Source organism: Vibrio sp. zbq_1 (genome assembly GCF_043102935.1).
Taxonomy (GTDB): Bacteria; Pseudomonadota; Gammaproteobacteria; order Enterobacterales; family Vibrionaceae; genus Vibrio; species Vibrio parahaemolyticus.
In genome coordinates this window covers 76,553-99,420 of record NZ_JBICJH010000024.1, presented here as the reverse complement: position 1 = coordinate 99,420, position 22,868 = coordinate 76,553, and the positions used below count along the sequence as shown (strand labels likewise).

The following is a 22,868-nucleotide window of genomic DNA, read 5'->3' as shown; positions in this document are numbered from 1 at the left end:
GATCAAGTTATCCCAAGATGAAAAAATGCCAACCTTCGAGTTGAAACGATAAGGTTGGCATTTGATGATGCGACTATCACATCATGATTAACACTCTTTATCTAAACGATATATCAAGCAATTAGAACCAAGTTTCCATCTGCAGTGCAAACAGAACCTCACCGCCCTCTCCCATCGTTGCTGCATCTGCCTCAGTACTGATCGAGTAACCATTCAGATCTTCACTCCAATCTACATAGCTTACAGCGAAACGCAGTTCTGGTCGGTCAAAGAAACCAGTGCTAGTTGAAAGCTTCAGTGTTGGTGCAACTGTCGCTTTGTAGAAACCGCCGCTCGCTTGCTCGGTCGAGTTGTCTAAATCCATGTATTGCAATGAACCTTCGTAAACCATCTCAAAGTTCTCTGTGAACTCTTGAGCTAATCGAACGTTTAAAGAAGCCCATGTGAACTCGTCATTCTTCTTCAAACGATCTTGGCTATGCTCTGCCATTAATGCAGGTGCTAAGCGCCAGTTGTCGCCAATGCGAGTAACACCATAGCTAAACAGGCGAACGGCTTTTGCGTCATCTAGTAGATCACCATTTGAACCGATGCCTTTTAGCTCAGCACCTAGGCCGCTACCCGCTAACACACCCGTTTTAGAGAAGCCTTCGCTCAGACCAAAGAAGTTGTCTCCATGGTACGCAAACATTGCGTGTACACCGCTTTCAGCTGCGCCATTGAAACGGCTATCGTTGTCTGCTGAGGTCATGCCACTCAACATCACTTGCCATTGGCCAATACGGTTATTCATGGTTGCAATGTAGTTTTCTACATCTGTTGATGAGCTATCAATCTCACCAAAATCTCGGCCATAAATAGAAAAATTCGCTTTCCAGTTGTCGCTCATCTGAACATCGTAAACGCCCGCACCAGTACCTGATAAAAAGACAATATCCGAATCGAAAAAGTGAATATCAAAGTTGTCGCGATCGAATCGTTTACCCGCCCAAAACGTAGCTTCAGAAAACGCTTCGGATTCAGAGAACATGCTCAGACGGTTCAGTTCTGAATACACTTGTCGTACATTCAACTGGCTTTCACTGGCTGTCCATTCATTATTTGTTTCAGTACTGTCGGCTAACATGATACGAAACAAGGCACTAGAACCATCATCCGCAAAACGCTTATGAATCAAGTTCGCTTCAACGTAATGATCATCTTCCACACCAAGTCGTCCAATAGGCGCACCAATCGCACCCGCCGCTGTCATGTAAGGACCAGTACCTGTCGCGCCGTTTAGGTCGTCGTTGATCAATAACCCAGAGCGTGCATAGCCGTGAAACTCAAACGAAGAAGCCTTTTCATTGACTTCGGTAGAAACCTGCTCCGTTTGTGCAACTCTTTGTTCTAATTCATTAATACGTTGTTCTAATGCTGCAACGTCTTCACTTGCTAATACCGATGTAGTCATTAGCCCCATTGTTACAGCAACCGCTAAAGTGTGTAGTTTCATTCTTATGTTCTCACGTTAATTGTTTTGGATTATTTGCAAACGTTCCCAAAATAATTCGTAAGCGCATTTCGGCTTATACTTTTGATGTACAAGCTCTATATCGAAGAAGAAATAGAAATCAGTCGTGTTGATTACTTCACTTTTGTATCTGGGTGGATGATAGCTTGATATTTTCGGGATCGTTACCAAAAATGCGTTATTATGATAACTTCGTCACGCGTGAAAGTGATTAATGGGCGAAAAATAATATATCGTGCACATTGAAGGCTTTTCGAAGGTTTGAGGAGGGAGGTGCGCTCAGACAAAATAAACAACTTCTGACACACACTTTTCAGTATCAAAGACCGGAGCACTGTGACCAACACCTTGTTCAACAAAAAGTTGATTCTCTACACCGTACTTGTCTAATAATTGCTTGAGTAACTCACTTTGCTCTAGTGGTACTGGTTTATCTAAATCGCCATGAAGCATGATAAACGGTAGCGAATTTTCAGTGATGTAATATAGGCTTCAAGTTCGCGAACAGACTAAACTCTTAAGCTACATTTGCTTGCTGCATTTGTATAGCACTAATTAGACGTCCAACAGCCGGTTTTACCCTAGCATGACGCAGCCTCTATAAGTGCGTTATTTCAAGGGGGAATTCGGATAACTTTTAGTCGGGCAAGTTCATATTAACAAGGTATAAATGAGTATTTACTCTGAATGTCTTTGGGGCAGAACTGAGCTAGCCGTAATAACTAGTTTATCGTGGAGCAGGTGTATAAAGAAAGCATTATTGATGTAACTTTTACTTGCCCTATTTTGAATGCATTGCACAATTATGAGGCAAGCGTTTAAGGATAATGAATTTACATGGATTTAATTATCCTTAAATAACAAAGGGATAGGTTTTGGCATGATTATAGCTTAAAGCGTCGATGCTTTTTATGGTTTTCGGTTGTTATTCAAAATTCACCTAACAAGGACTTGCCCTCCAAGTCAAAAACCATTGTTTATTTTTATATTCAATGGAGCAACTTATGTTTAAAAAATCCTTAGCAAGTGTTTTGCTTTGTACCGCGCTTTTCTCTTCTCATGTATCCGCAGAAACAACAGTTATCCGCTCAAGTTTTCTTCATTTTCTTAACGATCCAACTAAATCGGAGAATGTTGAAAATTCATATGAGTATGTTGATGATGGATTATTGGTTATTGAAGACGGTCATATCAAAACCCTCAAAGCTTATAGCGATTCAGACATTAGTAAATATCATGAGATCAAAGATAAACGAGGGGAACTAATTGTTCCTGGTTTCATTGATACTCATATTCATTATCCACAAACACAAATGATCGCTGCATATGGAGAGCAGCTACTAGAATGGCTTAACACATATACATTTCCTACGGAGAAACAGTTTCAGGACAAAGATCGCGCCAAGACAATTTCTAAGTTTTTTATAAATGAACTATTAAAAAATGGGACGACTAGTGCTTTAGTTTTTGGCACTGTTCATCCCGAATCGGTTGATGCCTTATTTGAAGAAGCATATGACAAAAACATGCGACTTATCGCAGGAAAGGTCATGATGGATCGAAATGCCCCAGACTATCTTCTTGATACAGCAGAATCAAGTTATAGAGATACAAAAGCATTAATTGAAAAGTGGCACCATCATGGTCGCTTACTGTACGCGGTTACTCCCCGGTTCGCTCCTACTTCAACAGAAGAACAGTTAGAAATGGCTGGTAAACTAAAGTCAGAGTTCCCTGATGTATATGTACATACCCACTTATCAGAAAATAAAAATGAAATTGAATGGGTAAAATCTCTCTACCCAGAGCGTGAAGGTTATCTTGATGTTTATGATCATTATGGTTTGACAGGTAATAAATCCATTTTTGCTCATTCAATTCATTTGACAGATCAAGAATGGAATACTTTCAAACACACAAATTCTGTTATTGCTTTTTGTCCGACTTCTAACTTGTTTCTAGGTAGTGGACTTTTCAACTTGGAGAAAGCTGAGCAAAACGATATACGTGTTGGTTTAGGCACGGATGTTGGAGCTGGCACCAGTTTTTCACAACTAGAGACACTGAATGAAGCCTACAAAGTCATGCAGTTACAGGGCAAGAAACTTTCAGCCTTTAAAGGTCTTTATTTAGCAACGCTAGGCGGTGCAAAAGCCTTAAGCATTGATGATAAAGTTGGGAATTTTACGCAAGGTAAGGAAGCCGATTTTGTTGTGTTAAAATGGGCTGCGACGGATCTTCAGAAACTACGCTTTCAGCACTCTACCGGTCTAGAAGATCGATTGTTTGCGCTCATGATGTTAGGCGATGACAGAAATATCGATTCAACCTATGTTGCAGGAAAGCTTGCATACGCATCGAATGATGAGCTGTAGTCTAATCAGCTAATTGTTCTATTCATATTTAATAGACAGCTAACCATGAAAGTAGTACATCTCTGAGTTAACAGTCTATTAGTGCGTAATGATTGGTTCTTGTTGGTTGGATAAACAACCTTTTCCACTAACGAGAACCTTTTAGCCCTTCAATACGCATAAAACTAATTCATTATGTTCAGCAGTGTTATCCGTTGCTGAGTGGGTGCACACTAAGGCACTAAGGCACTAAGGAACTATGGGGCAATTGTGAGTTGCGACGTCCTAGTGAGTTTCGGACGTTCGGATAAAATCAGGTAGGGCAAAAGGCCAGTGTTGAGCCTCTTATCCTATGGTTAAAGCCTGCAATAAGGTGACCCCACACTGAACTAGCAAAACACACCGAACTTCATACCTAAATCGCCGAGTGTAACGGTCACCTTAATTGCTTGTTAAGCACTTGTCTTTCGAGATGATGAACGAACCCTATACTGAAAATTTAGCACTGGGTAAACATTGGGGAGAGTGCTTGGTAATGCTGGGATCGTTAAGAAAAACTCAATTTCATTGTCTTTAACCATTCCCAAAGTTGAGACCATTCGAGAAACAAGTTCACTCCGACACATTAACGTAACAGAAGCACTATCTTCATAGAATCGAACAAAACCAACGGGGTACTTCCCCGACAATGAACGGATTGCCTCACTACTCCTTTCCGAAATATTTATCCGCATTTCTTGATACGGAAAGTCAAAACCATCTTCAACTTCGCTTATATTCGACTCGTAGTAAAGAAATGAAGATATAGGTTCGTCTTCAATACTGCCATCTAAGGTCTCATTCATGCCTGCAATAACTGGTGTTAGTTGCAACCAAAAACACTCGCTATCCTTTAATTCTTCATATGATGGAGCTTGATTCATATTCATTACTCTCTTGTGATGCTTAACACCTCAAACACCGGCGCAGCTTGTCTGCGTCCGTGTACTTTAACTTGGTAATGCTCCGATTTTCTAGACACCTTTAACACATGAATAGAAAAATAGGGCAAATCGTACCTTAGTTTTTTGAGCAACTGCACGTCCCAAACACGTTTTGGGGCAAAGGTGTGTTTGCTATGATCGGCATGCTTTGCGAAATTAAGTGGCACTGATTTGAGATTAACTACCCCATTCCCACGCATGGGAATCAACCAAGATCGGCATCGTCAGTGAAAACCAGTGCCACTGATTTGAGTTAGTTACCCCATTCCCACGCATGGGAATCAGCCATGATCGGCATACTCAATGAAATCCAGTGCCACTGATGTGAAGTTAGTTACCCCATTCCCACGCATGGGAATCAGCCATGATCGGCATACTCAATGAAATCCAGTGCCGCTGATGTGAAGTTAGTTACCCTATTCCCACGCATGGGAATCAGTCAGAATCGGCAGGTCAATGAAATCGAGAGCCGCTAATGTGAAGTTGACTCCCCCATTCCCATGCATGGGAATCAACCTAGATCGTCATCGTCAGTGAAAACCAGTGCCACTGATTTGAAGTTGGCTACTCCATTCCCACGCATGGGAATCAACCTAGATCAGCATCGTCAGTGAAAACCAGTGCCACTGATTTGAAGTTGGCTACTCCATTCCCACGCATGGGAATCAGTCAGAATCGGCAGGTCAATGGAATCGAAAGTCGCTAATGTGAAGTTGACTACCCCATTCCCACGCATGGGAATCAGCCATGATCGGCATACTCAATGAAATCCAGTGCCGCCGATGTGAAGTTAGTTACCCTATTCCCACGCATGGGAATCAGTCAGAATCGGCAGGTCAATGAAATCGAGAGCCGCTGATGTGAAGTTGACTCCCCCATTCCCATGCATGGGAATCAACCTAGATCGTCATCGTCAGTGAAAACCAGTGCCACTGATTTGAAGTTGGCTACTCCATTCCCACGCATGGGAATCAGCCATGATCGGCATACTCAATGAAATCCAGTGCCGCTGATGTGAAGTTGGCTACTCCATTCCCACGCATGGGAATCAGTCAGAATCGGCAGGTCAATGAAATCGAGAGTCGCTAATGTGAAGTTGACTACCCCATTCCCACGCATGGGAATCAGCCATGATCGGCATACTCAATGAAATCAAGTGCCGCTGATTTGAAGTTAGTTGCCCTATTCCCACGCATGCGAATCAGTCAGAATCGGCAAGGTCAATGAAATCGAGAGCAGCTGAATTAACGCTAACTACTCTATTCCCACGTATGGGATTGCTTTATTCTAGGTTATTCATATTACTGTTGCGCTGTAAAAGCCTACACCTTTAAGTTCAACTCGAATGTAAACTGTAAATTATAAATAAAACGTAACACTACTACCTTTCATGAAATTATTATTCAATATAACATTTTATCACCACACACCAAAACAATACATCATTAAAATAATTCAACTATAGAAACCCTACATCACCACACTAAAAGCAAGAAATATAAAACATTTAAAACTTGAAAGACTCAGATTAATAAGATATAAAACAAAAACCAAGTCATAAAGATTTATAATTATGGACAATAAAATCAAAGATATCATTGATGATATATTAAAAAACATTTTCAACCATTTAGCGACAAGAAATTCATTCACTCTTTACTACAATGAAGTTTTTCAAGAGTTAGAAATATCACTTGCTCAAGATATACCTAACCCCAACATCTCTTATCCCGCAATTAACTCAATATACTTAACTGAACACTGGCAAAACAAAGGAGTTTTGAACTATTTAGTAGAGCGATTACTTGAGCTAGAGTGGGTAAATGGTGTTGTAATTCAATCAATAACCAACCCTATTTTAGGAATGAGCTTGCTACACAACCCCAAATGGATTCCGATTATAAACACTAACCAGTTTCATCGACTGGATCGAATTATCCCGCTCGTGAGAGATAATAAAGAATACTACGATTTTTTTTTACAAACATTCGAAAAGAAAAAACCTGTATTCAGTACATTAGATCTATCTATACTCAAAGAAAATTATATAAGAGTTACTAGTAGAAAAGAAACAGACATACCGTATCTAACAGATGACCAACTATGTGGATTCGCTCCAGAACACTCTGGTACTTCGCTAATCAAACTACCAGAGTGTCATTATAATAATTATAAGAGTCAAATCACAGCATTAGCTGAAAATCACGGCATATCAGCGCATCACTACATCGGTATGTCTAAGTTTTTTGACAGTTTTATAATTTTAAAAAATTCACGAAGTTAAACTATATTATAAAAAAGTAAAAACGAATAAAACTCACCTTATTTAAGGCATTAACATTTCGTATTAGTAACGCAGTATCAGTTGAAGTTAACTTCCGATTTTAGGAATGGCAATTACAGCTAGCTAGTTCATTCCCACGCATGGGAATGGCTTATTCAATATGTGTCGATTTGTATGTGCGAATCAGGGCCAACACCTAAACATTAACCCGAAACAGAAGCTTGAGGTCACTAGGACTGTAATTTCCTTCTAGCGCACTACTCAGAAACAGTATTCAAAAGCCTATGTTTAGAAACAAACAGCCCCAATGAGGCTGTTTGTCATCTAAGGAGATAACATTGTAAGACCTAAGCGGTGGCTAGAGCTTGAAGAAGCCTTGAAAGATTGCTCTGTCAGTTCTGCCCCAAAACGAGTCAGCGACTACATGAGCCATTACTCTCCATGCCATCATTTGGAATATTTTTTCTAACCCAAAGTAAGGGACTAATCTGCCTGTGAGAAACATAGATATTTAAAACCTTAGCGCTCCCATAGCTATAGACTTTATGCAATCTGTTTGATTTCAATAACAACCCTTCCAATTTTGTTGTGCTAGCATCGGAAGCATAATTTTAATTTGATCATAGGAGAAATGCATTGGCCAGACGAGGAGGTGGTTTAAGGACGGCTATAAAGGTTGTTAAAGCTATAGATAGGGCCAACAAACAAGCCGCCCGAGAAGCTCAGCGTAGAGAGAAAGCTCGGCAACGTGCTGAAGCTCAAGCACTTAGAGAGCATGAAAGAGGTGTGCGCGAAGCTCAGCGAGAACTAAAGCGGCAAGTAAGACAGCAACAATCCGCAGCAAAGCAAGCATTCAAAAATGCGCTATCAAATGCAAATGAAGAGTACCAAGACCGCTGCGAAGAACGAGCCGCCCTTAGAAAGCAATTCATACAAGAGGTTTTAAGGTAAACAATGGATAATAATTTACTGATATTAGCAGGCATATCTTTGTTAGCAGTTTTGCTGACCTATATAGTGACGAAACGCTCTGCGGATAGAAAAGTTGGACAGTACAAGTCAATTGATGAAGCGTTAACGAAAGCCAAAAAAGAACACGAGACATTAAAGAAAGCAAATGAATCACTACAGCAAACTACTGAGATAGCAAAGCAGGCGCTTTCCAAAATTAACGCTGAAACTGCCGACCTACAAGCTTTGAAAGGACAAGATAACTCTCTTAAAGTTAGTATTCTAGAACAGCAACAGTCTCTTGACGCTGCCCAAAACGCTCTAAATGAACTTAATGACAATATTGAAAAAGGCGAACTGGAATTGAACGAGCTAATGGGTGGGATAGACTTGTATTCACGACTCGATGAATATACTGCTCATGGTCATTTTGAAATGCCACAATATCTCTACGAAACATCAACTCGCTATTCTGAAGAGATCAAAGACATACGGCAGCAACAAAAAGACATGATTAAAGCGAAGACCGCAGTCACCTTCCCAGAAACGACCGTTATTTCTAATGATAAGTCTCTGAATAAAAAAATCCTCAATGGTCAAGTTAAGCTAATGCTAACTGCGTTCAATATTGAATGTGACATGCTTATTGGCAAGGTTTCTCCAAGCTCATTTGGTCGTACGCTGGAACGAATCGAGAAGCTAGCAAACAATCTAGAGAAGTCAGCTGCGACACTGGAGTGTGGCTTTGATATTGACTACATCGAACTAAAATTCGAAGAATGTAAGCTTCAGTATCAATATACCCTGAAGAAACAGGAAGAAATTGCCGAGCAGAAGCTCATCAAAGAGCAAATTCGTGAAGAGCAGAGAGCAATAAAGGAGTTTGAAAAAGCTATTGCTGAAGCTGAGAAAGAAGAAAAAATGTATCGAAACCTTCTTGATAAAGCTCAGCAAGAGCTTGCTCAAGCTAATGAACAAGAACGTAGTGAAATGGAACAAAGAATAGCCATTCTAGAGCAGCAATTGGCCGAAGCTGAAGCCAAAGAAGAGCGTGCTAAGAGTATGGCGGAACAAACTCGTAAGGGACATGTGTACGTAATAAGTAACATTGGTTCCTTTGGAGAAGATGTTTACAAGATAGGTTTAACGCGCAGGCTAGAGCCTATGGACAGAGTTAAAGAGCTTGGTGATGCCAGTGTACCATTCCCATTTGACGTACATGCTATGATTTATACTGATGATGCACCTGCACTCGAAACAGCTTTGCACCGTGAATTCCATTCTCAACGTGTTAATGCCGTTAACCTTCGCAAGGAGTTCTTCAGTGTCGATCTAGAGGAAATTAAAGATGCGGTTGAAAAGATCGCTGGAGTAGATGCTGAGTTCAAAATGACCGCTCTGGCGGAAGACTATTACGAAAGCCTCCGTCTTAGTGATGCCGCATGATTTAACAGTTTTGTCCGTCTTCGAGTCAGCCAGATCAGCGCTGGCTCACCTTTGACCTATTATCATTTGGAGCTGTGTCTCATAACATTCTGAATATGGGTCTTTTTGAACTAATTCTACCAATGACAAGACTTTAAGTTTAGTAGACGGCATTTTAATGCAATTTATATCAAGTTGTATTCACGCAGACTCTCATAACTTATTCATATGGCTTGTATTGCCCATTTAGCTTAAGCAAGATATACGTCAACAGCGCATTAACCTAACTCAGGGAATTATGAAGTACTTTAGTGATACTGAAAGAGGTGCATTGCCTCGAACAAATAATGAAATTCCATACAATGTTTGGTGTGGAGTAACTGCTTATATTCAAAAGTTAATCGATACAGGGTATTTCGGAGAACAGTTTCCAGAGCTTTGTCCTGATGGGCAAGGGTGCTGTGGCACCGATGAAAAAGGATTCTCGTTAGCTTTAAAAGCTGAAATATTGGGAGTTGAATATCCATTTATTACAGAGAAGGAAGACCCTGATGATTGGATGGCTAAAAAAGCCCCCTTCACCCCTAACTATTTAGACATACTAGACTTAGTTCAGTTTTGCTATGTGAATGTATCTAAGCCTACGTTGGGGCAGTTTCATTCATTCTTTGGACATCACCACATAACTTCATTTGATCGCTCAACTGGGCAAGCTGAATTTTTAGATAAAATTGACACCATATTCTCTAGAAATGGTGTGGCTTATCAATTACAAGCAGATGGACAAATCACAAGAGTGCTCAATTCATCATTAGGTTCGGTTACTGGACAAGTAAACAAGACTCTTGATCAGGAACTTAACGATTTAATTGCAAGAGCAAATACGAAAATATGTAATGCGGACGTCCAAATACGTTATGACGCTCTCAAAGAGCTTTGGGATGCTTTCGAGCGCATAAAAACAGTATTCAACCCTAGTCAAAGTAAAAAACAATCTATGACACAACTGCTCGATGCCTGTACATCAGATAAAGAATTCAGAGTTCAGCTAGAGTCTGAGGCTACAGCCCTGACGACAATTGGTAACTCGTTTTTTATTCGTCACTCAGAGGTTACTCAGGTTAAGTTGAATGATAGTGACCACATTGAATACCTTTTTCATCGTCTAGCAAGTTTCATCTGCTTATTGGCGAAAAAGTTGAGTGGACAAAACATTTAGATAGATTCTCAATGCATAACATCCTTAGTTTAAATAAGGTTTTATATCTAAGTTACAAGGGCTTAGATTTGGTGGTAAGCGTTGTTCATTCTTTAATGCAGCGTCATGTTCTAGAGGAAAATGAATGATCATCAGTAGTAAAACGAGCGAAAAGCTTCGAGAGCTTATCAATGAAGAAACTGAGTATCGCTCAGGCCCCAACTTGGTTAAGTTTTTTAACGCATTAGGATTTAACCATTCTTATGGACAAGGCTTCCCTTCTCGTTGGAAGTATACGGATGATTGTTTAGAGACTATCAATGGTACACCCAACCTCGATACTTGTATCAGAAGCGTATTTAATCCAGTCAACTTTATCGGGCGTATTGGAGAACTAGACGGTTATATTGCTGACTTCAATCAGTATCTTGCTTTCGACAAATGGCGAGTGATCAGAGATGAAGCCGAAATTACCTTTAAAAAGCTCCAAAAAGTAGAATTAAATGAAAATGGAACGCATGCGCCCAGCATGTCTGAATCTGATTTCTTGAGCCGAGAGTTTAGCGGTTTCTCGGTCTCTGACTTAGGTCTGGATCTTAATGTCACTGACGTATTAAACAAACGACTAGTTGAAATTGAAAAAACTTACAATTCTGGGGCATATTTATCGACTATTCTACTAGCGGGTAGCTCGTTAGAGGGGATATTTCTTGGACTTGCATCGAGTAATCCCAGGGCGTTTAATACCGCTAAATCATCGCCGAAAACCCGCGACGGTAAAGTACAGCAGTTTCATGATTGGACATTGGCGACGTTTATTGATGCTGCAAAGGATTTAGAGTTAATTCAACTGGATACCCATAAATTTTCGCACACGTTGAGGGATTTTCGAAACTACATACACCCATATCAACAAATGTCGTCAGGTTTTACACCCAGAGAGCACACAGCTAAAATCTGCCTGCAAGTTCTAAAAGCTGTAATCATGGAAATTTCGCAAAACATCCACAAGCTAGGTACATAGAAAGTATTTAGTGCTTAAAGATACTTTTTCTCATCAGAGTAAAGAGCGTTAGAGTGATTCGTCTAACGAGCTTTTGTCCAACTGTGGGTTGAACGAAGCAGCTCCGCGGTTGTTCACAGGCCGACTTTGGTATTACTGATATTTTCTTGCTATCTCTCGAATCTCTTTCATTTTCTTCTTGTCATCAGTAACAATGATTTCAAGAAGTTCGAGAACTTTAACTTGTAGCTTACTGCATTTCTTGCCTGCGAACGCCTGTTGAACAGTGTTCCTTGATAGCCCCGTCAGCTTCACCATGCCACTGACTGGGTTGATGAATGAGTTGTTGTATCCGTGCTTTTCTTTAAACAGATACTTGTCTGCAAATTCAATTAGTTCGTTAGTTTGTTGCATGTTGTGCCTCTTTATTATTTTTATTAAAGCCCCTCGCAGGGGCTTCTGGAGGATTATGATTCGTAGTGATCGGTTAGCTCATTAATCAACCCATATAGCATTTCACTTATTTCATCGTAGTAAAAACTACAATCAAACAAATCAAACTTCTCATCTAGTTCGTGAATATCGATGAACTCCCACAAAACTTCTTTGCATACATCATCTTCACTAAGAATGATCTCTTCGAAGAATTCACGAACAGTACCGCTTTCTTCTATCATATAATCAACATCCAACTCTCTTGAAAGCAGACTTTCTTTTTGTGCTGCGATAGCTTTAGTCATTAGAGATAGAAGTAGTTCTTTTTTGCTTTCAACTTTTATTTCAGTTTCTTTAAAATTTTTCATTTTTGTATTTTCCATTTTTATTATTATTTTATTAGCTTTTTGGTGTTTAAGTGTTTTCCTTCACTGCATGATTTTATTCGTGCAACCTAGCGATGGTATTCAAGAACATCGAACTTATGGCTAATCAATGACGCACTGACATCAACAAATTCATCTATGCATTCAGTATCAGTGTCTTTAGTAGCGATTAGCTCACCATCGTAGTAAAGCTCTAGCATGTCACCATCTTGTTCTAGCTCGAACTCTTCTGAATCATTGTCTTCAAGTTCGACAATGAGTGTCTTGATGTATTCATCCTCTTCAGACTCAGCATCCTCTTCGGTCTCCATATCCTCTTCACTGGCTTCAACTTTCGGTAGAGTTTCGATTACTTTAGAAAGCTCGAATGCTTCTTCAAAAGACATAAGCTCAGAACCTTCACAGTCAAGAAAACCTCCGTTCTCAATGTGAATTGCAGCGACAAACTCGGCATCAAGTGTAATGTTGTAAGTAACGTACTTGTCAGCAAGCTGACCGTCATCAAAGTTGCTTTCTTCTATTCTTGTTTCTTTTTCAACTAAAAGTACTTGGTTGTTGTAATTAATTTTAAATTGATCTTTCATTTTTGTATTTTCCATTTTTATTATTATTAGCTTTCGGCATTTAAGTTCTTTCATTTAATGTACAATTATATTATAAAGCTTTATATTATAATTGTAAATAGTAAAATTATAATAAATCGCATTTTAAATGGTTATTTTTTTATTTTATTTAAAAATAATACATACAGAGAAGATAAAGGCAAAATGGAAGATTTGAAGAATGGCGCTTGTTGTCAATTGCGTCTTTAGTTTGTTTAAACTCATGCAACTAAAACAGATAATTTATTTAAGATAAAAAAATGCCCCGACCAGTAGCGAGAAGGTTGGGGCAGAAAAAGACCCCAGTTGGAACTGGGGTTAAAAGCTTTGTAAAGTATGAGTTGACGTACAATCACCTCACATTTTTAATATAACAAACTGAAATATTATAATCAACATTTAAATGTCACTTTTAGCCAAATTAAATTGCAAATAAAACAACGCAAGTGTGCTTTTATCTTTTAAACCGTCATTTATTATATTAATCGCTTTTCTTTGTGTACAAAACAGCATTTCACTTAAAGCTTTACTAGATGCCTTGTTTCTGTATGTGTAACCATTCTTGATCAATATTGATGACACTTCATTTCCGCTCAAGAACGGTTTTGATTCGATTAAATTATTAACACTATGCATGTTCATTTACCTTCTTATTATTATTTATATTATTATCTGTTTTTTCTGCTGCCGCTTTTTCTGCCGCGACTTCTGCTTCAACTCTAGCTCTTTCACTTTCTCTTCTCTTGTCATCAACAAGAACGAACTGCGCTTGAATCTCTTCTATTGCATTACTTTCAAACAAAGCTGACTTAGCAAGCTTGTGCAACGTGTAGATTTTACCGTTTGTGGTGTTACCTCTTCTGTTTCTCTTCTCTTCAAATCCAAGTGCAGTCATGATTTCTTTAAGTGCTCTTGATGCTGCTTTCTTACCTTTCGTGTCTGAGCGCTTCTTACCTGCTTTTAGTTCACATAGTCCAGCAGCGTTAAAGGTTGATCGATGCTGTTTGTCAACGAGATGGTTGTAAACTGCTGTAGTGTCTTCAACTACGATTTCAGTGTCTACACTAAGCTCTTTAACTCCAAGCGCATCAGCTAGCACCTTCATAGCTTTTGCCTCTTTTGAGTTGGTGCCTCCGTTAAGCAAGTTGCCCTTAAGCGCTTTAAGGAACTCTTTTTTGAAAACTTTGTTAAAGTCATACACATCTTCATTAACACGCTCAGTGCTAATGCGCAGTCTTTTCGCTATTTCATACTTTTTAACAGCGTAGATTTCATCAGTTGTCAGTTCTTCTTTTTCTTTTAGCTCTGCAATTGATACGTCATCAAGAACAGGAGCTTCAGTAGTCACTTTCCTCTCTGATTTTTCGAAAGCTTCTTTTGATACCTTATCTGCTTTTGAAGCTGCCTTAATTTCTTCAAAATCAACATCAACACACTCAACATTAAAACCTAGTAGCTGTAGTGTTTTAGCTAGCGTAAATCGAAGGTTACTTTTAAGTAGCTCATCTCGAACCAGAAACTCAGCTTCTAATTCGCTGGTGATATTGCCTTTGTTTGCATCAGCACGATAATCAGTGTAAGCAGCCGCTTGCGAGAATGTTGGTACAGCAAAAGTCAACCTAATTGCTGTTCTAAGCCTTCTTGCTAGCTGAACCAGTGCGGTTGGCTGAAGAACACGATTGCAAAGCACTATGACTTCATCAGCATGATTTGCAGTAATGCTGAAACCCTCTTTCAAACATGGCGATACAATAACCGTGCGGTATTTAACGATTTCTTGGTTCGGATTCTTAAGAAATGCTTGTTGTTCTTTCCCTCCCTTATTTTCGCTGTGTACGACTAGGATTCCTGCTTTTAGCGCTTTATTGTAGTCAACCTTGCCTTTCGAGTTTGTGTAGCCAGAAGCCTCAACAAGACGGTCAATTTCGCCCTTTCTGTCGCAAGCAATGAACATCTGACTTTTACCAAGTAACTTTTTAGCTATTAGCTCTTGATTCATCATCTCGATGCTTTCGACAGTAGTAACGATATCTCTGTATATGTTTTTACGCATATTCACCGTTTTAACTTTGCGACCAAAGGCTTTTGCATACTTTACGGAAATCGCGTCAGTAGCATCGGCGTCCATAAAAATAACTTTCTTGTTGCTTCTTATAGCTTGAGCTAGTTCTGCTCTAATCGTTCTTTTAGCTAACTCGCTAATATAGTCAGATCGCGGATCGAATATGGACTGTAAAACTTTCTCGCACTCATCAATGATGATGGTGTCCGCTTCTTTTACTGTCTCTGCTGTAAAAGCGTTGGTAAGAGAGTTGACAGTAGCACTTAGATGAGTCGCATTTTCAATGACATGCATTTGTTCATCATAAAACGCTGAGGCAACGCCGACAGGAGTGTGCTGTTTAACAACAGCGATAAGACCTGTGATGGTAGCTGTCTTGCGTCCTTTCTGTGCTTCTCTTTCAATGAGAGCTTTTGCAAACTCAGTTTTGCACGTACCTGTCGGAGAGCGTAGAACAACTACGTTACGTTCGTTCTGAGCGAAAACTTCCACCTCCATGTCGTGAAGTTCGTATGTGTTGTGGTCAGCGGTAAGAGTGATGGACTTGATGATCTCTTCCATTAAGTCCGAATGAGATTCTTCGTAGATAGTTTCTGCTTTTTCTGTGCTAACGCCAGCCCACTCAATTAAGCTTTTCACTGCCTCTTCATCCGATGAGATCATGGAAGGAACTAGTGATTTAACAGCTTTAGCGCTCTCTCTAAGAAGCAACTGAGAATTGAACTGGTTAAAAGCTTCGCAAACGTATTTCGCAAAACTTACATCACTGTTACCTGTGCTAATTATTGTGTCAGTGCTTATGTCATGCATATTTAGCTTATGCTTAATCGCAGTAAGAGCAATGCTTGATGCATACTTAGCTTTGAAGTCGAAGTGGATAGCTGTAATTACCTTATCTTTAGCGTCATGCTTTCTGATTGTTAAAGCAAGATGATTTTGAGTTGTAACTACTATTCTGTCTGTAGAATTGAATTCTTCTGCTTTAGCTAGAAGTGTTTCATCACCTGATGATATGAAGAGTTGAGTGTCTACTGCACTTTCTCCTTTAATGCAACTGTACGTCATTTTAAAAACTGCCTTCCCTCTATGGGGATTATAATTATATTTATACTTTACTCTTTCAGTATAAGTGAATTATTTTCACTTCACAAGTTACAATCTTATAAATTAGCCATTTTTATCAATATGGAAATTAAAGGTTAATTGATTATTCTTTTATTATACATGAGTGGCTATTTTTTATTTTATGCAAAATGCTTCGCATATTTGCTTATTCTATCTATTCTTGTTTGTTGACTGCTTTTTTATTCACAATAATGTATGGGCTATGTATGTTGATTTATATATATAAAAAGTAAAACATAGTCCATACCTCAACCCTTATCTGGCAAGGCTTTAAGGAAGATTTACTTTCAAAATCACCAAAGAGAACTTTTTTAAAAACAAGGAGCATAAGCACTCATTAAAATCGATTGAAAATTCAAAGGTTATACCAGGGGAGCTAATGGGGATGCGAGTTTGGAGTGTGGTTATAAAAACCCTCATAACTATCACCCCCTCAGAAATATTTTTCTTCATTATATTTCCTGGCAACGCTATGAGTGACGGTGGTTAAATTTTCGGTTAACTATAATCATAAGGAGCCAGATTATAAAGATTAGCGTCATAAATATGTTCACCAAAAGGATTCCGTATAATAAAAGCATTTTTAAATATTATGTTTATCTTTAGCGGTTTTGATTATATTTAAATGCAAAATGCTTCGCATGTTTGCTTATTCTATCTGTTCTTACCTTCTGGATGCTTTTTTATTCACACTAAACTATGGACTATGTAATGTTGATTTATATATAAAATAAGTAAAACATAGCCCATGCCTCAACCCTTATCTAGCAAGGCTTCAAAGCGAGTTAGAACTTAAAAATAGATAAAAGCCAATTTCTAAACTTAGAGAAATTAAACATTCACAAAAAGTGAATATTTAAACAAAACAGACAAACTAGGAAAGTTAACTGCAAAGCAGTTAACACTTCTGTTCCTTAGCTCTTTCTAGTGCGACAACTTTTTCTCTTTTTCTTATATAAAATAATATTTTTTCTGTCGCACCTAAAGCCTTGCGGCATAAGGGCTGAAGGTAATTTCGCGCTTAAGTTTTAAAAGTAGCTAAAAGAGCGCAAAAAAATCACAGGAAGGGATATGTACGAGCAGAATCAAACCAGGAAGGAATTCTTCTTGGTTGAAAGAGCGCATAAATCTCAAAGAGGGGTATACACAAGTCGAATTTGAAGTGTGATGACTGAATCACTCGATTCGTTTACTATTGATTTATGTTATCTACTAAGTTGAGTGAAAAAATGAAGACTTAGTAGACGGTGATACCTTTTTTGAAGAGCTTGATCGTTAATCAGATCATTCACTAGATCGAGCTACACTCGCAAGATCCAGTCCTTCAAGATTCAGATCTCGGTTCAGTTCCCTATTACACAGTTGAATCGGAAAAAAACAATGTGGGGAACATCAAAAAAATGCAATTAAATCATCTCTTTTGACTACTGTTCCCCGAATTGTTCCCCTCAAGAAGCAACAAAAATAAAAACCATTATAAATCAAAAAGTTAAATACATAGTTTGGAGTCCGCCAGCTCCACCAAACGTTTGGAAAAGGCCACCTTCGGGTGGCCTTTTTTGTATCAACAATCATATTGTCTTCTTTTCTCAGGCACTCATACTACCTGATGACTTATCACAAGCATTACTGCGTAACTTTACAACCTATGCTGATAAAAACTCGTTGAGTATTAAATAGCAGACTATACGCTCATAAGTACAATACCAACCACACATGAGAATTCAAAAGTACTCATTAAAAGATAGAAAGTGTGTACTTACTATATGCTTTTCAATCTAAAGTTTTCTAAGCTTTTGGGATATCAGGTACTTCATCCGGTTACAAGGTACATGCAGGTTTTGTAAATCTCTTCAATACAATAAAGCCACAACTTGCAGCATGCATCGCTGGTTATTCGAAAAAGAACATAAAAGCACCAAAGGTAATACACTGCGTAGGTCATAGTTTAAGTGGTGCTCTTGCTTCATTAGCAACGGATTGAGTTAGTAAAATAGTCTCTTCAATTTTGTCCTTACTAAGAATTTCAGGTCTGGTTCATATAACACAACAAAAAATGCGAAGCTATTTAGGCTTCGCATTTTTATTATGGCTTAGAATTATTAGCAATATTAGAATCTATATTCCACACCTAAAGATGCTTGTTTAAAGTCTGTATTTGTATTCGCACCATCAAATACATTTTCTGCATTCAGTTCCACATCGTACCAAGTGTATTCTGCGTTAACTAAAAAGTTATCCGTTACTTTGAAGCCCACACCGGCACCAGCAAATACACCTTCGTCATCTTTGTTTCCATGGAATCCAGCAACGTTATAATCTGTCGAATACCACATTTGGCCACCTTTCGCGTACACATCCACTCTATCGGTGATTGGAGCCGTCACTTTCAATGCTGCGGTATAACCATCCGTCTCTGCATTAGCCAAGTTGTTACCATAGCTACCAAAATCAATGTAGCCACCTTCCAACGCTAAGTAACGGTTAAAGCGATACCCCACCAATGCTTGCATTGCATCGCTGTCGTCATCGAAATCATCTTGTCCATCAACTTTTAAATAACCGTAGTTCGCACCTACATAAACGCCATGATCTTTGGAGTCCGCTGCGTAAGATAAAGTACTAAACGTTGCTAGAGAAAATAGACCAACCAGAGTAACAACATTGCTTTTCATTTCGTTCTCCTAAATTAACTGATTATCGAAAGTTCCAATCATAAATAGCAAAAGCAATGCCAATATTAAATTAATGAAAAACTATTTTATTTAATAATATTCTGACAATTAGCTAAAAACACTCGTACAAAAAACAAAATACAGGCTATTTATTTACCTTACACAAACAATATAAATTTAGGATAAATATAACTAGTGAAAAAGCTTCTCGCTAATTTGTAGTTTTTTCAAAATAAAAATACACAGCGTGAATATTCTTGAGTTGTTAAATAGTCATTGAAATATCGCGTTGCGTGTTTACTAGAAAGGAAGACAATCACACATCCGTCGTGCCTTGCTTTGCTTAAAAGCACAAATCCTCTACTCTGTGCCTAAGCAAATTCAATGGAATTGAAAGAATGATAAAAGGCAGTGAGTACCCTTCCATTCGTGCGTTGAGGACTTTTGTTGCTGTGGCTAACTATCTCAGCTTTTCTAAAGCCGCCGATGACCTGTGCGTAACACAAGGAGCGGTCAGTAAACAGATGGCATCTTTAGAGCAACTCGTTGGGCTTCCTCTCATTCATCGAGGGTTAAACGGCGTGGAGCTAACAGAGGAAGGAAAGCGCTATTTGCCCCAAATAACAGAAGCTCTGGAGCTCATTCAGCATGCAACCGCCAGCCTAATTCAAACCAATACTGATCAAGAGCTGTTGGTTGTCGATGTCACACCCTCGTTTGCCAGTCTTTGGCTGGTGCCAAATATCGATGATTTCCACCAGCGCCATCCAAATATTCGCGTGAAAATTCTTACCGGAGATGGCGCAGTTAAAAACATTCATGGCGAAAGTGATCTGCATGTGCGGTGTTTGCCTCTTTCTACTCATTATGAATATAGCCAACTCTTATGTGAGGAAACCTTGTTGCTGATTGGCAACACCAACCTACCAAAACTGTCAGACAACCAAGCCATCAGCCATTACCCATTTATTCCGCAAACGACTCGCCCGCAGCTGTGGGAGCGATTCAAACAGGAGAACGATTTAGAGTGCCCAATCACCTATCACTCCGTCGGGTTTGAGCATTTTTATTTGGCGTGTGAAGCCGTGAGAATGGAGAAGGGCTTGGCTTTGCTGCCCGATTTTATGGCGCAATTTTCTATTTTACGTGGTGACATCCAACATATTGGGAATCTAAAGCTTCACAGCGGCTATGGCTATTATGTGGTGATCCCAAACTTCCGGTTAACGTCAAGAAAAGTGGCACTTTTTCATGACTGGTTAAAAGACAAACTTACCCATCATACCTAAAGCTACCGATATGAAACCAGTATAAATATGAAGATTGTGCAGAGCCTATCACCTACCGCGCCTCAAATGTAAGTATGGTTAAATTTGTGGCATTCTCATCCATACTATTTGAAATAGGATAAATGGATAGTAGGATATGGACAGCAACACGCCAAGACTCTCTTTACGTACCATTGAGCCGACCGATTACCCAGAGCTCGCGGAATTAATGGACCTCGTTTTTCCTGATGTGGGCGGCTCATGGCCACGCCTGACCATCATGGATCTCATTCATCAGTTTCCCGATGGACAAATCTGTATTGAGGATAACGGCAAAATTGTCGGCGCTGCGCTGACGATCAAAGTGGACTACAACCGATTTTCACTTCCTCACCTGTACACTGACATCATCACCGAAAATAACGTCATTCAGAACCAAGTGACAGGCGATGCCATGTATGGCCTAGATGTGTTTGTTCACCCTGATTACCGTGGGCTTCGCTTGGGCCGACGTCTTTACGACGCGCGCAAAGAGTTGTGCCGCAGCAAAAACTTTAAAGCAATACTAGCCGGTGGCCGCATTCCGAATTACCACCAATACGCGGATGAACTGAGCGTTGCAGAGTACATCGACAAAGTAAAACGCCGCGAATTGCACGACCCGATCCTCTCATTCCAGCTTGCGAATGACTTTGATGTTAAACGCATCATGCGTGGCTATTTGCCAGAAGATAACGCCTCAAAAGGCTACGCCACGTTGCTAGAGTGGGATAATTTTTTCTACGAGGAAGACATTCAATCCGTTCACGACATCGAGAAAACCTTGATTCGCATTGGCGTGGTGCAATGGCAAATGCGCGCGATGAACGATTTAGAAGACTTGCTCGATCAAGCCGAGTTTTTTATCTCCTCTCTGGCCAACTACAAAGCCGACTTCGCTTTGTTTCCCGAGTTCTTCAACGCTCCGTTGATGGGATTGCAAAACGATCAAAACTCGGTTGAAGCTATTCGCTTTCTTGCTAGCTTTACAGAAGAGATCAAAAACCGTTTCTCGCAAATGGCGGTCACTTACAACATCAATATCATTGCTGGCAGTATGCCGCTCATCGAAGATGGCAAGCTCTACAACGTAGCGTACTTACTGCAACGCGATGGAGAAATTAACGCTCAGTACAAAATCCACATCACGCCACACGAACAAAAAGACTGGGTAATTGATGGCGGTGATAATGTACAAGTATTCGAAACGGATGCTGGTAAGGTCGGCATTCTGATTTGTTACGACAGCGAGTTCCCTGAGTTGGGTCGTATGCTCGCCGAACAAGGTGCGCAAATTATCTTTGTGCCATTCTGGACTGATACCAAAAACGGCTATCAACGTGTGCGGATCTGTTCTCAATCTCGCGCGATCGAAAACGAGTGTTATGTTGCGATTGGCGGCAGTGTCGGCAACTTACCGCGCGTGGACAACGTGGACATTCAATATGCTCAATCAGCGGTGTTCTCACCTTCAGACATTTATTTCCCCCACGACGCCACATTGACGGAAGCCAGTGCGAATACGGAAATGATCATCTTTGCCGATGTTGACTTAACCAAGCTGAAACAGCTCAACACCGAAGGCTCGGTAACGAACTTGCGCCATCGACGCCTCGATTTGTACGGTGCGTTCACAACACCAAAAGAGTAGTCTGAGACCCAAGCCATGGTAATGACCGCTCGCCGTCGCGAATCAAACGGCGAGCGGAATCCAGCACAACAGCGCATCAGGTAAGCACAATTATCAGAGGTGTGTCAGTTTTTCTCGGGAATGAGAAACAAGAATTGACCAGAGAAAACAACAGGAGTATCACTCCAATTTCCTTCCGACTTTATTAGAGGAAAGCATTTGGAACACATTAACGCTTTACTCATATCCATGAAGCCTCTGCTGGAGCAGTACGGCTACCTTGCGCTTATTGTCAGCATCTTTTTTGAAGGTATTGGCATTCCCATGCCTGGGCAATCTTTGATGATCGCAGCGTCAATTCTGGCCTCAGAGCAAGTCATGAATCTGAGTATGGTTATGGTTATATCTTGGCTCAGCTGCTTTTTAGGCAATACTTGTGGCTACTTACTTGGCTACTACTTTGAAGGATGGCTAGATAAAAAAGGTTACATCTCTGGCCCTAAAATGCAGAAACTCCAAATCACCATTCAAAAATATGGCCCTGCTTGTTTGGTGGTCAGCCGATTTATTGAGGGGATGAAGCAATTTATGCCTCTGGCGTGTGGGATAGCAAAAATGCCACGCAGAGAGTTTTTACTCGGCAACGCACTCGCTGCCACCATTTGGGTTTTGGTGTTCAGTTTACTTACGCATTTTGCATTTGAGCACCTCAGCGCACTCAGCCATTTATATAGCCACTACAAATACGCAATCTGGGCGAGCGCCGCGGTTGTGTTCGCATTGATGATCCTAGGCTTGCTTAAGCGAAAAAAAGCAAAATCGTCGCTATAAATGTACTTTCAATAAAGGCTCTTGGTATCAGTAAGATAGATGCCATGAGCTTTTTTCTTTCATCCAAATACAAAAATTACGCAGCCATTTAGACGTCTAGACGT

17 protein-coding genes are annotated in these 22,868 nt (G+C 39.9%); 9 read left to right on the top strand and 8 right to left on the bottom strand.

The genetic code is table 11. The features are described 5' to 3' along the window. Positions 1–121: 121 nt before the first annotated feature. Complete coding sequence (locus ACF8CV_RS12030) at positions 122–1,495, bottom strand: carbohydrate porin (protein ID WP_112404796.1); 1,374 nt, start codon at positions 1,493–1,495, stop codon at positions 122–124. Between the two features lie 297 nt (positions 1,496–1,792). Beyond that, positions 1,793–1,993 (bottom strand): prolyl oligopeptidase family serine peptidase, encoded by a 201-nt coding sequence (locus tag ACF8CV_RS12025; protein ID WP_309251005.1) that lies wholly within the window; start codon positions 1,991–1,993, stop codon positions 1,793–1,795. A gap of 524 nt (positions 1,994–2,517) precedes the next feature. On the opposite strand from ACF8CV_RS12025, the gene guaD reads away from it, so the two are divergent. Further along, positions 2,518–3,888 (top strand): guanine deaminase, encoded by a 1,371-nt coding sequence (gene guaD / locus ACF8CV_RS12020; protein ID WP_182021230.1) that lies wholly within the window; start codon positions 2,518–2,520, stop codon positions 3,886–3,888. Between the two features lie 431 nt (positions 3,889–4,319). Here the strand turns inward: guaD and ACF8CV_RS12015 are convergent, their stop codons facing one another. Continuing rightward, entirely contained in the window at positions 4,320–4,796 is a 477-nt protein-coding gene (locus ACF8CV_RS12015) for a hypothetical protein (protein WP_182021231.1), read from the bottom strand. 1,627 nt (positions 4,797–6,423) lie between these two features. Between ACF8CV_RS12015 and ACF8CV_RS12010 the strand changes: the two genes are divergently transcribed. The 4 genes from ACF8CV_RS12010 (at position 6,424) to ACF8CV_RS11995 (ending at position 11,732) form a co-directional block, all read left to right on the top strand. Beyond that, positions 6,424–7,134 carry a hypothetical protein gene (locus ACF8CV_RS12010; protein WP_153646058.1) on the top strand — a complete coding sequence of 237 codons (711 nt, stop codon included), beginning with the start codon at positions 6,424–6,426 and terminating at the stop codon, positions 7,132–7,134. A 954-nt stretch (positions 7,135–8,088) separates the two neighbouring features. Continuing rightward, entirely contained in the window at positions 8,089–9,531 is a 1,443-nt protein-coding gene (locus ACF8CV_RS12005) for a DUF4041 domain-containing protein (protein ID WP_153646057.1), read from the top strand. 277 nt (positions 9,532–9,808) lie between these two features. Then, the gene (locus tag ACF8CV_RS12000; protein WP_153646056.1) at positions 9,809–10,729 is read left to right on the top strand and encodes an AbiJ-NTD4 domain-containing protein; all 921 of its coding nucleotides are present in this window, start codon (positions 9,809–9,811) and stop codon (positions 10,727–10,729) included. 124 nt (positions 10,730–10,853) lie between these two features. Then, positions 10,854–11,732: a hypothetical protein gene (locus tag ACF8CV_RS11995; RefSeq protein ID WP_276453897.1), complete on the top strand. Its 879-nt coding sequence runs from the start codon at positions 10,854–10,856 to the stop codon at positions 11,730–11,732. 132 nt (positions 11,733–11,864) lie between these two features. Here the strand turns inward: ACF8CV_RS11995 and ACF8CV_RS11990 are convergent, their stop codons facing one another. From ACF8CV_RS11990 to ACF8CV_RS11975, 4 genes are all read right to left on the bottom strand, one after another. Continuing rightward, positions 11,865–12,125 carry an ATPase gene (locus ACF8CV_RS11990; RefSeq protein ID WP_276453899.1) on the bottom strand — a complete coding sequence of 87 codons (261 nt, stop codon included), beginning with the start codon at positions 12,123–12,125 and terminating at the stop codon, positions 11,865–11,867. Positions 12,126–12,178: 53 nt separating this feature from the next. Beyond that, positions 12,179–12,514, bottom strand: coding sequence for a hypothetical protein (locus tag ACF8CV_RS11985; RefSeq protein ID WP_276453901.1), 336 nt, complete (start codon positions 12,512–12,514; stop codon positions 12,179–12,181). Between the two features lie 86 nt (positions 12,515–12,600). Beyond that, positions 12,601–13,116 (bottom strand): hypothetical protein, encoded by a 516-nt coding sequence (locus ACF8CV_RS11980; RefSeq protein WP_276453903.1) that lies wholly within the window; start codon positions 13,114–13,116, stop codon positions 12,601–12,603. Positions 13,117–13,762: 646 nt separating this feature from the next. Beyond that, positions 13,763–16,261, bottom strand: a complete 2,499-nt coding sequence (locus ACF8CV_RS11975; protein ID WP_276453907.1) for a hypothetical protein — start codon at positions 16,259–16,261, stop codon at positions 13,763–13,765. Positions 16,262–18,122: 1,861 nt separating this feature from the next. Here ACF8CV_RS11975 and ACF8CV_RS11970 point away from each other — a divergent pair. Further along, on the top strand, positions 18,123–18,305 hold the full coding sequence (locus ACF8CV_RS11970) for a hypothetical protein (RefSeq protein WP_267864858.1): 183 nt from the start codon (positions 18,123–18,125) through the stop codon (positions 18,303–18,305). 127 nt (positions 18,306–18,432) lie between these two features. Here the strand turns inward: ACF8CV_RS11970 and ACF8CV_RS11965 are convergent, their stop codons facing one another. Next, positions 18,433–18,996, bottom strand: coding sequence for a porin family protein (locus ACF8CV_RS11965; RefSeq protein WP_005455971.1), 564 nt, complete (start codon positions 18,994–18,996; stop codon positions 18,433–18,435). A gap of 398 nt (positions 18,997–19,394) precedes the next feature. On the opposite strand from ACF8CV_RS11965, the gene ACF8CV_RS11960 reads away from it, so the two are divergent. The 3 genes from ACF8CV_RS11960 to ACF8CV_RS11950 all read left to right on the top strand — a co-directional run bounded on the left by ACF8CV_RS11960 (position 19,395) and on the right by ACF8CV_RS11950 (position 22,764). Continuing rightward, positions 19,395–20,285 (top strand): LysR family transcriptional regulator, encoded by an 891-nt coding sequence (locus ACF8CV_RS11960; RefSeq protein WP_025623044.1) that lies wholly within the window; start codon positions 19,395–19,397, stop codon positions 20,283–20,285. Between the two features lie 136 nt (positions 20,286–20,421). Beyond that, positions 20,422–21,954, top strand: coding sequence for a bifunctional GNAT family N-acetyltransferase/carbon-nitrogen hydrolase family protein (locus ACF8CV_RS11955; protein WP_005464264.1), 1,533 nt, complete (start codon positions 20,422–20,424; stop codon positions 21,952–21,954). A gap of 222 nt (positions 21,955–22,176) precedes the next feature. Then, complete coding sequence (locus ACF8CV_RS11950) at positions 22,177–22,764, top strand: DedA family protein (protein WP_031823390.1); 588 nt, start codon at positions 22,177–22,179, stop codon at positions 22,762–22,764. The last annotated feature ends 104 nt before the right edge of the window (positions 22,765–22,868 follow it).

What these genes read in the sequence shown, in the direction of transcription:
- ACF8CV_RS11955 (WP_005464264.1), top strand. Translation starts at nt 20,422, where the DNA reads ATGGACAGCAACACGCCAAGACTCTCTTTACGTACCATTGAGCCGACC.
- ACF8CV_RS11980 (WP_276453903.1), bottom strand. Translation starts at nt 13,116, where the DNA reads ATGAAAGATCAATTTAAAATTAATTACAACAACCAAGTACTTTTAGTT.
- ACF8CV_RS11975 (WP_276453907.1), bottom strand. Translation starts at nt 16,261, where the DNA reads ATGACGTACAGTTGCATTAAAGGAGAAAGTGCAGTAGACACTCAACTC.
- ACF8CV_RS11995 (WP_276453897.1), top strand. Translation starts at nt 10,854, where the DNA reads ATGATCATCAGTAGTAAAACGAGCGAAAAGCTTCGAGAGCTTATCAAT.
- ACF8CV_RS11990 (WP_276453899.1), bottom strand. Translation starts at nt 12,125, where the DNA reads ATGCAACAAACTAACGAACTAATTGAATTTGCAGACAAGTATCTGTTT.
- ACF8CV_RS11965 (WP_005455971.1), bottom strand. Translation starts at nt 18,996, where the DNA reads ATGAAAAGCAATGTTGTTACTCTGGTTGGTCTATTTTCTCTAGCAACG.
- ACF8CV_RS12010 (WP_153646058.1), top strand. Translation starts at nt 6,424, where the DNA reads ATGGACAATAAAATCAAAGATATCATTGATGATATATTAAAAAACATT.
- ACF8CV_RS11985 (WP_276453901.1), bottom strand. Translation starts at nt 12,514, where the DNA reads ATGAAAAATTTTAAAGAAACTGAAATAAAAGTTGAAAGCAAAAAAGAA.
- ACF8CV_RS12015 (WP_182021231.1), bottom strand. Translation starts at nt 4,796, where the DNA reads ATGAATATGAATCAAGCTCCATCATATGAAGAATTAAAGGATAGCGAG.
- ACF8CV_RS12005 (WP_153646057.1), top strand. Translation starts at nt 8,089, where the DNA reads ATGGATAATAATTTACTGATATTAGCAGGCATATCTTTGTTAGCAGTT.
- ACF8CV_RS12000 (WP_153646056.1), top strand. Translation starts at nt 9,809, where the DNA reads ATGAAGTACTTTAGTGATACTGAAAGAGGTGCATTGCCTCGAACAAAT.
- ACF8CV_RS12030 (WP_112404796.1), bottom strand. Translation starts at nt 1,495, where the DNA reads ATGAAACTACACACTTTAGCGGTTGCTGTAACAATGGGGCTAATGACT.
- guaD (WP_182021230.1), top strand. Translation starts at nt 2,518, where the DNA reads ATGTTTAAAAAATCCTTAGCAAGTGTTTTGCTTTGTACCGCGCTTTTC.
- ACF8CV_RS11960 (WP_025623044.1), top strand. Translation starts at nt 19,395, where the DNA reads ATGATAAAAGGCAGTGAGTACCCTTCCATTCGTGCGTTGAGGACTTTT.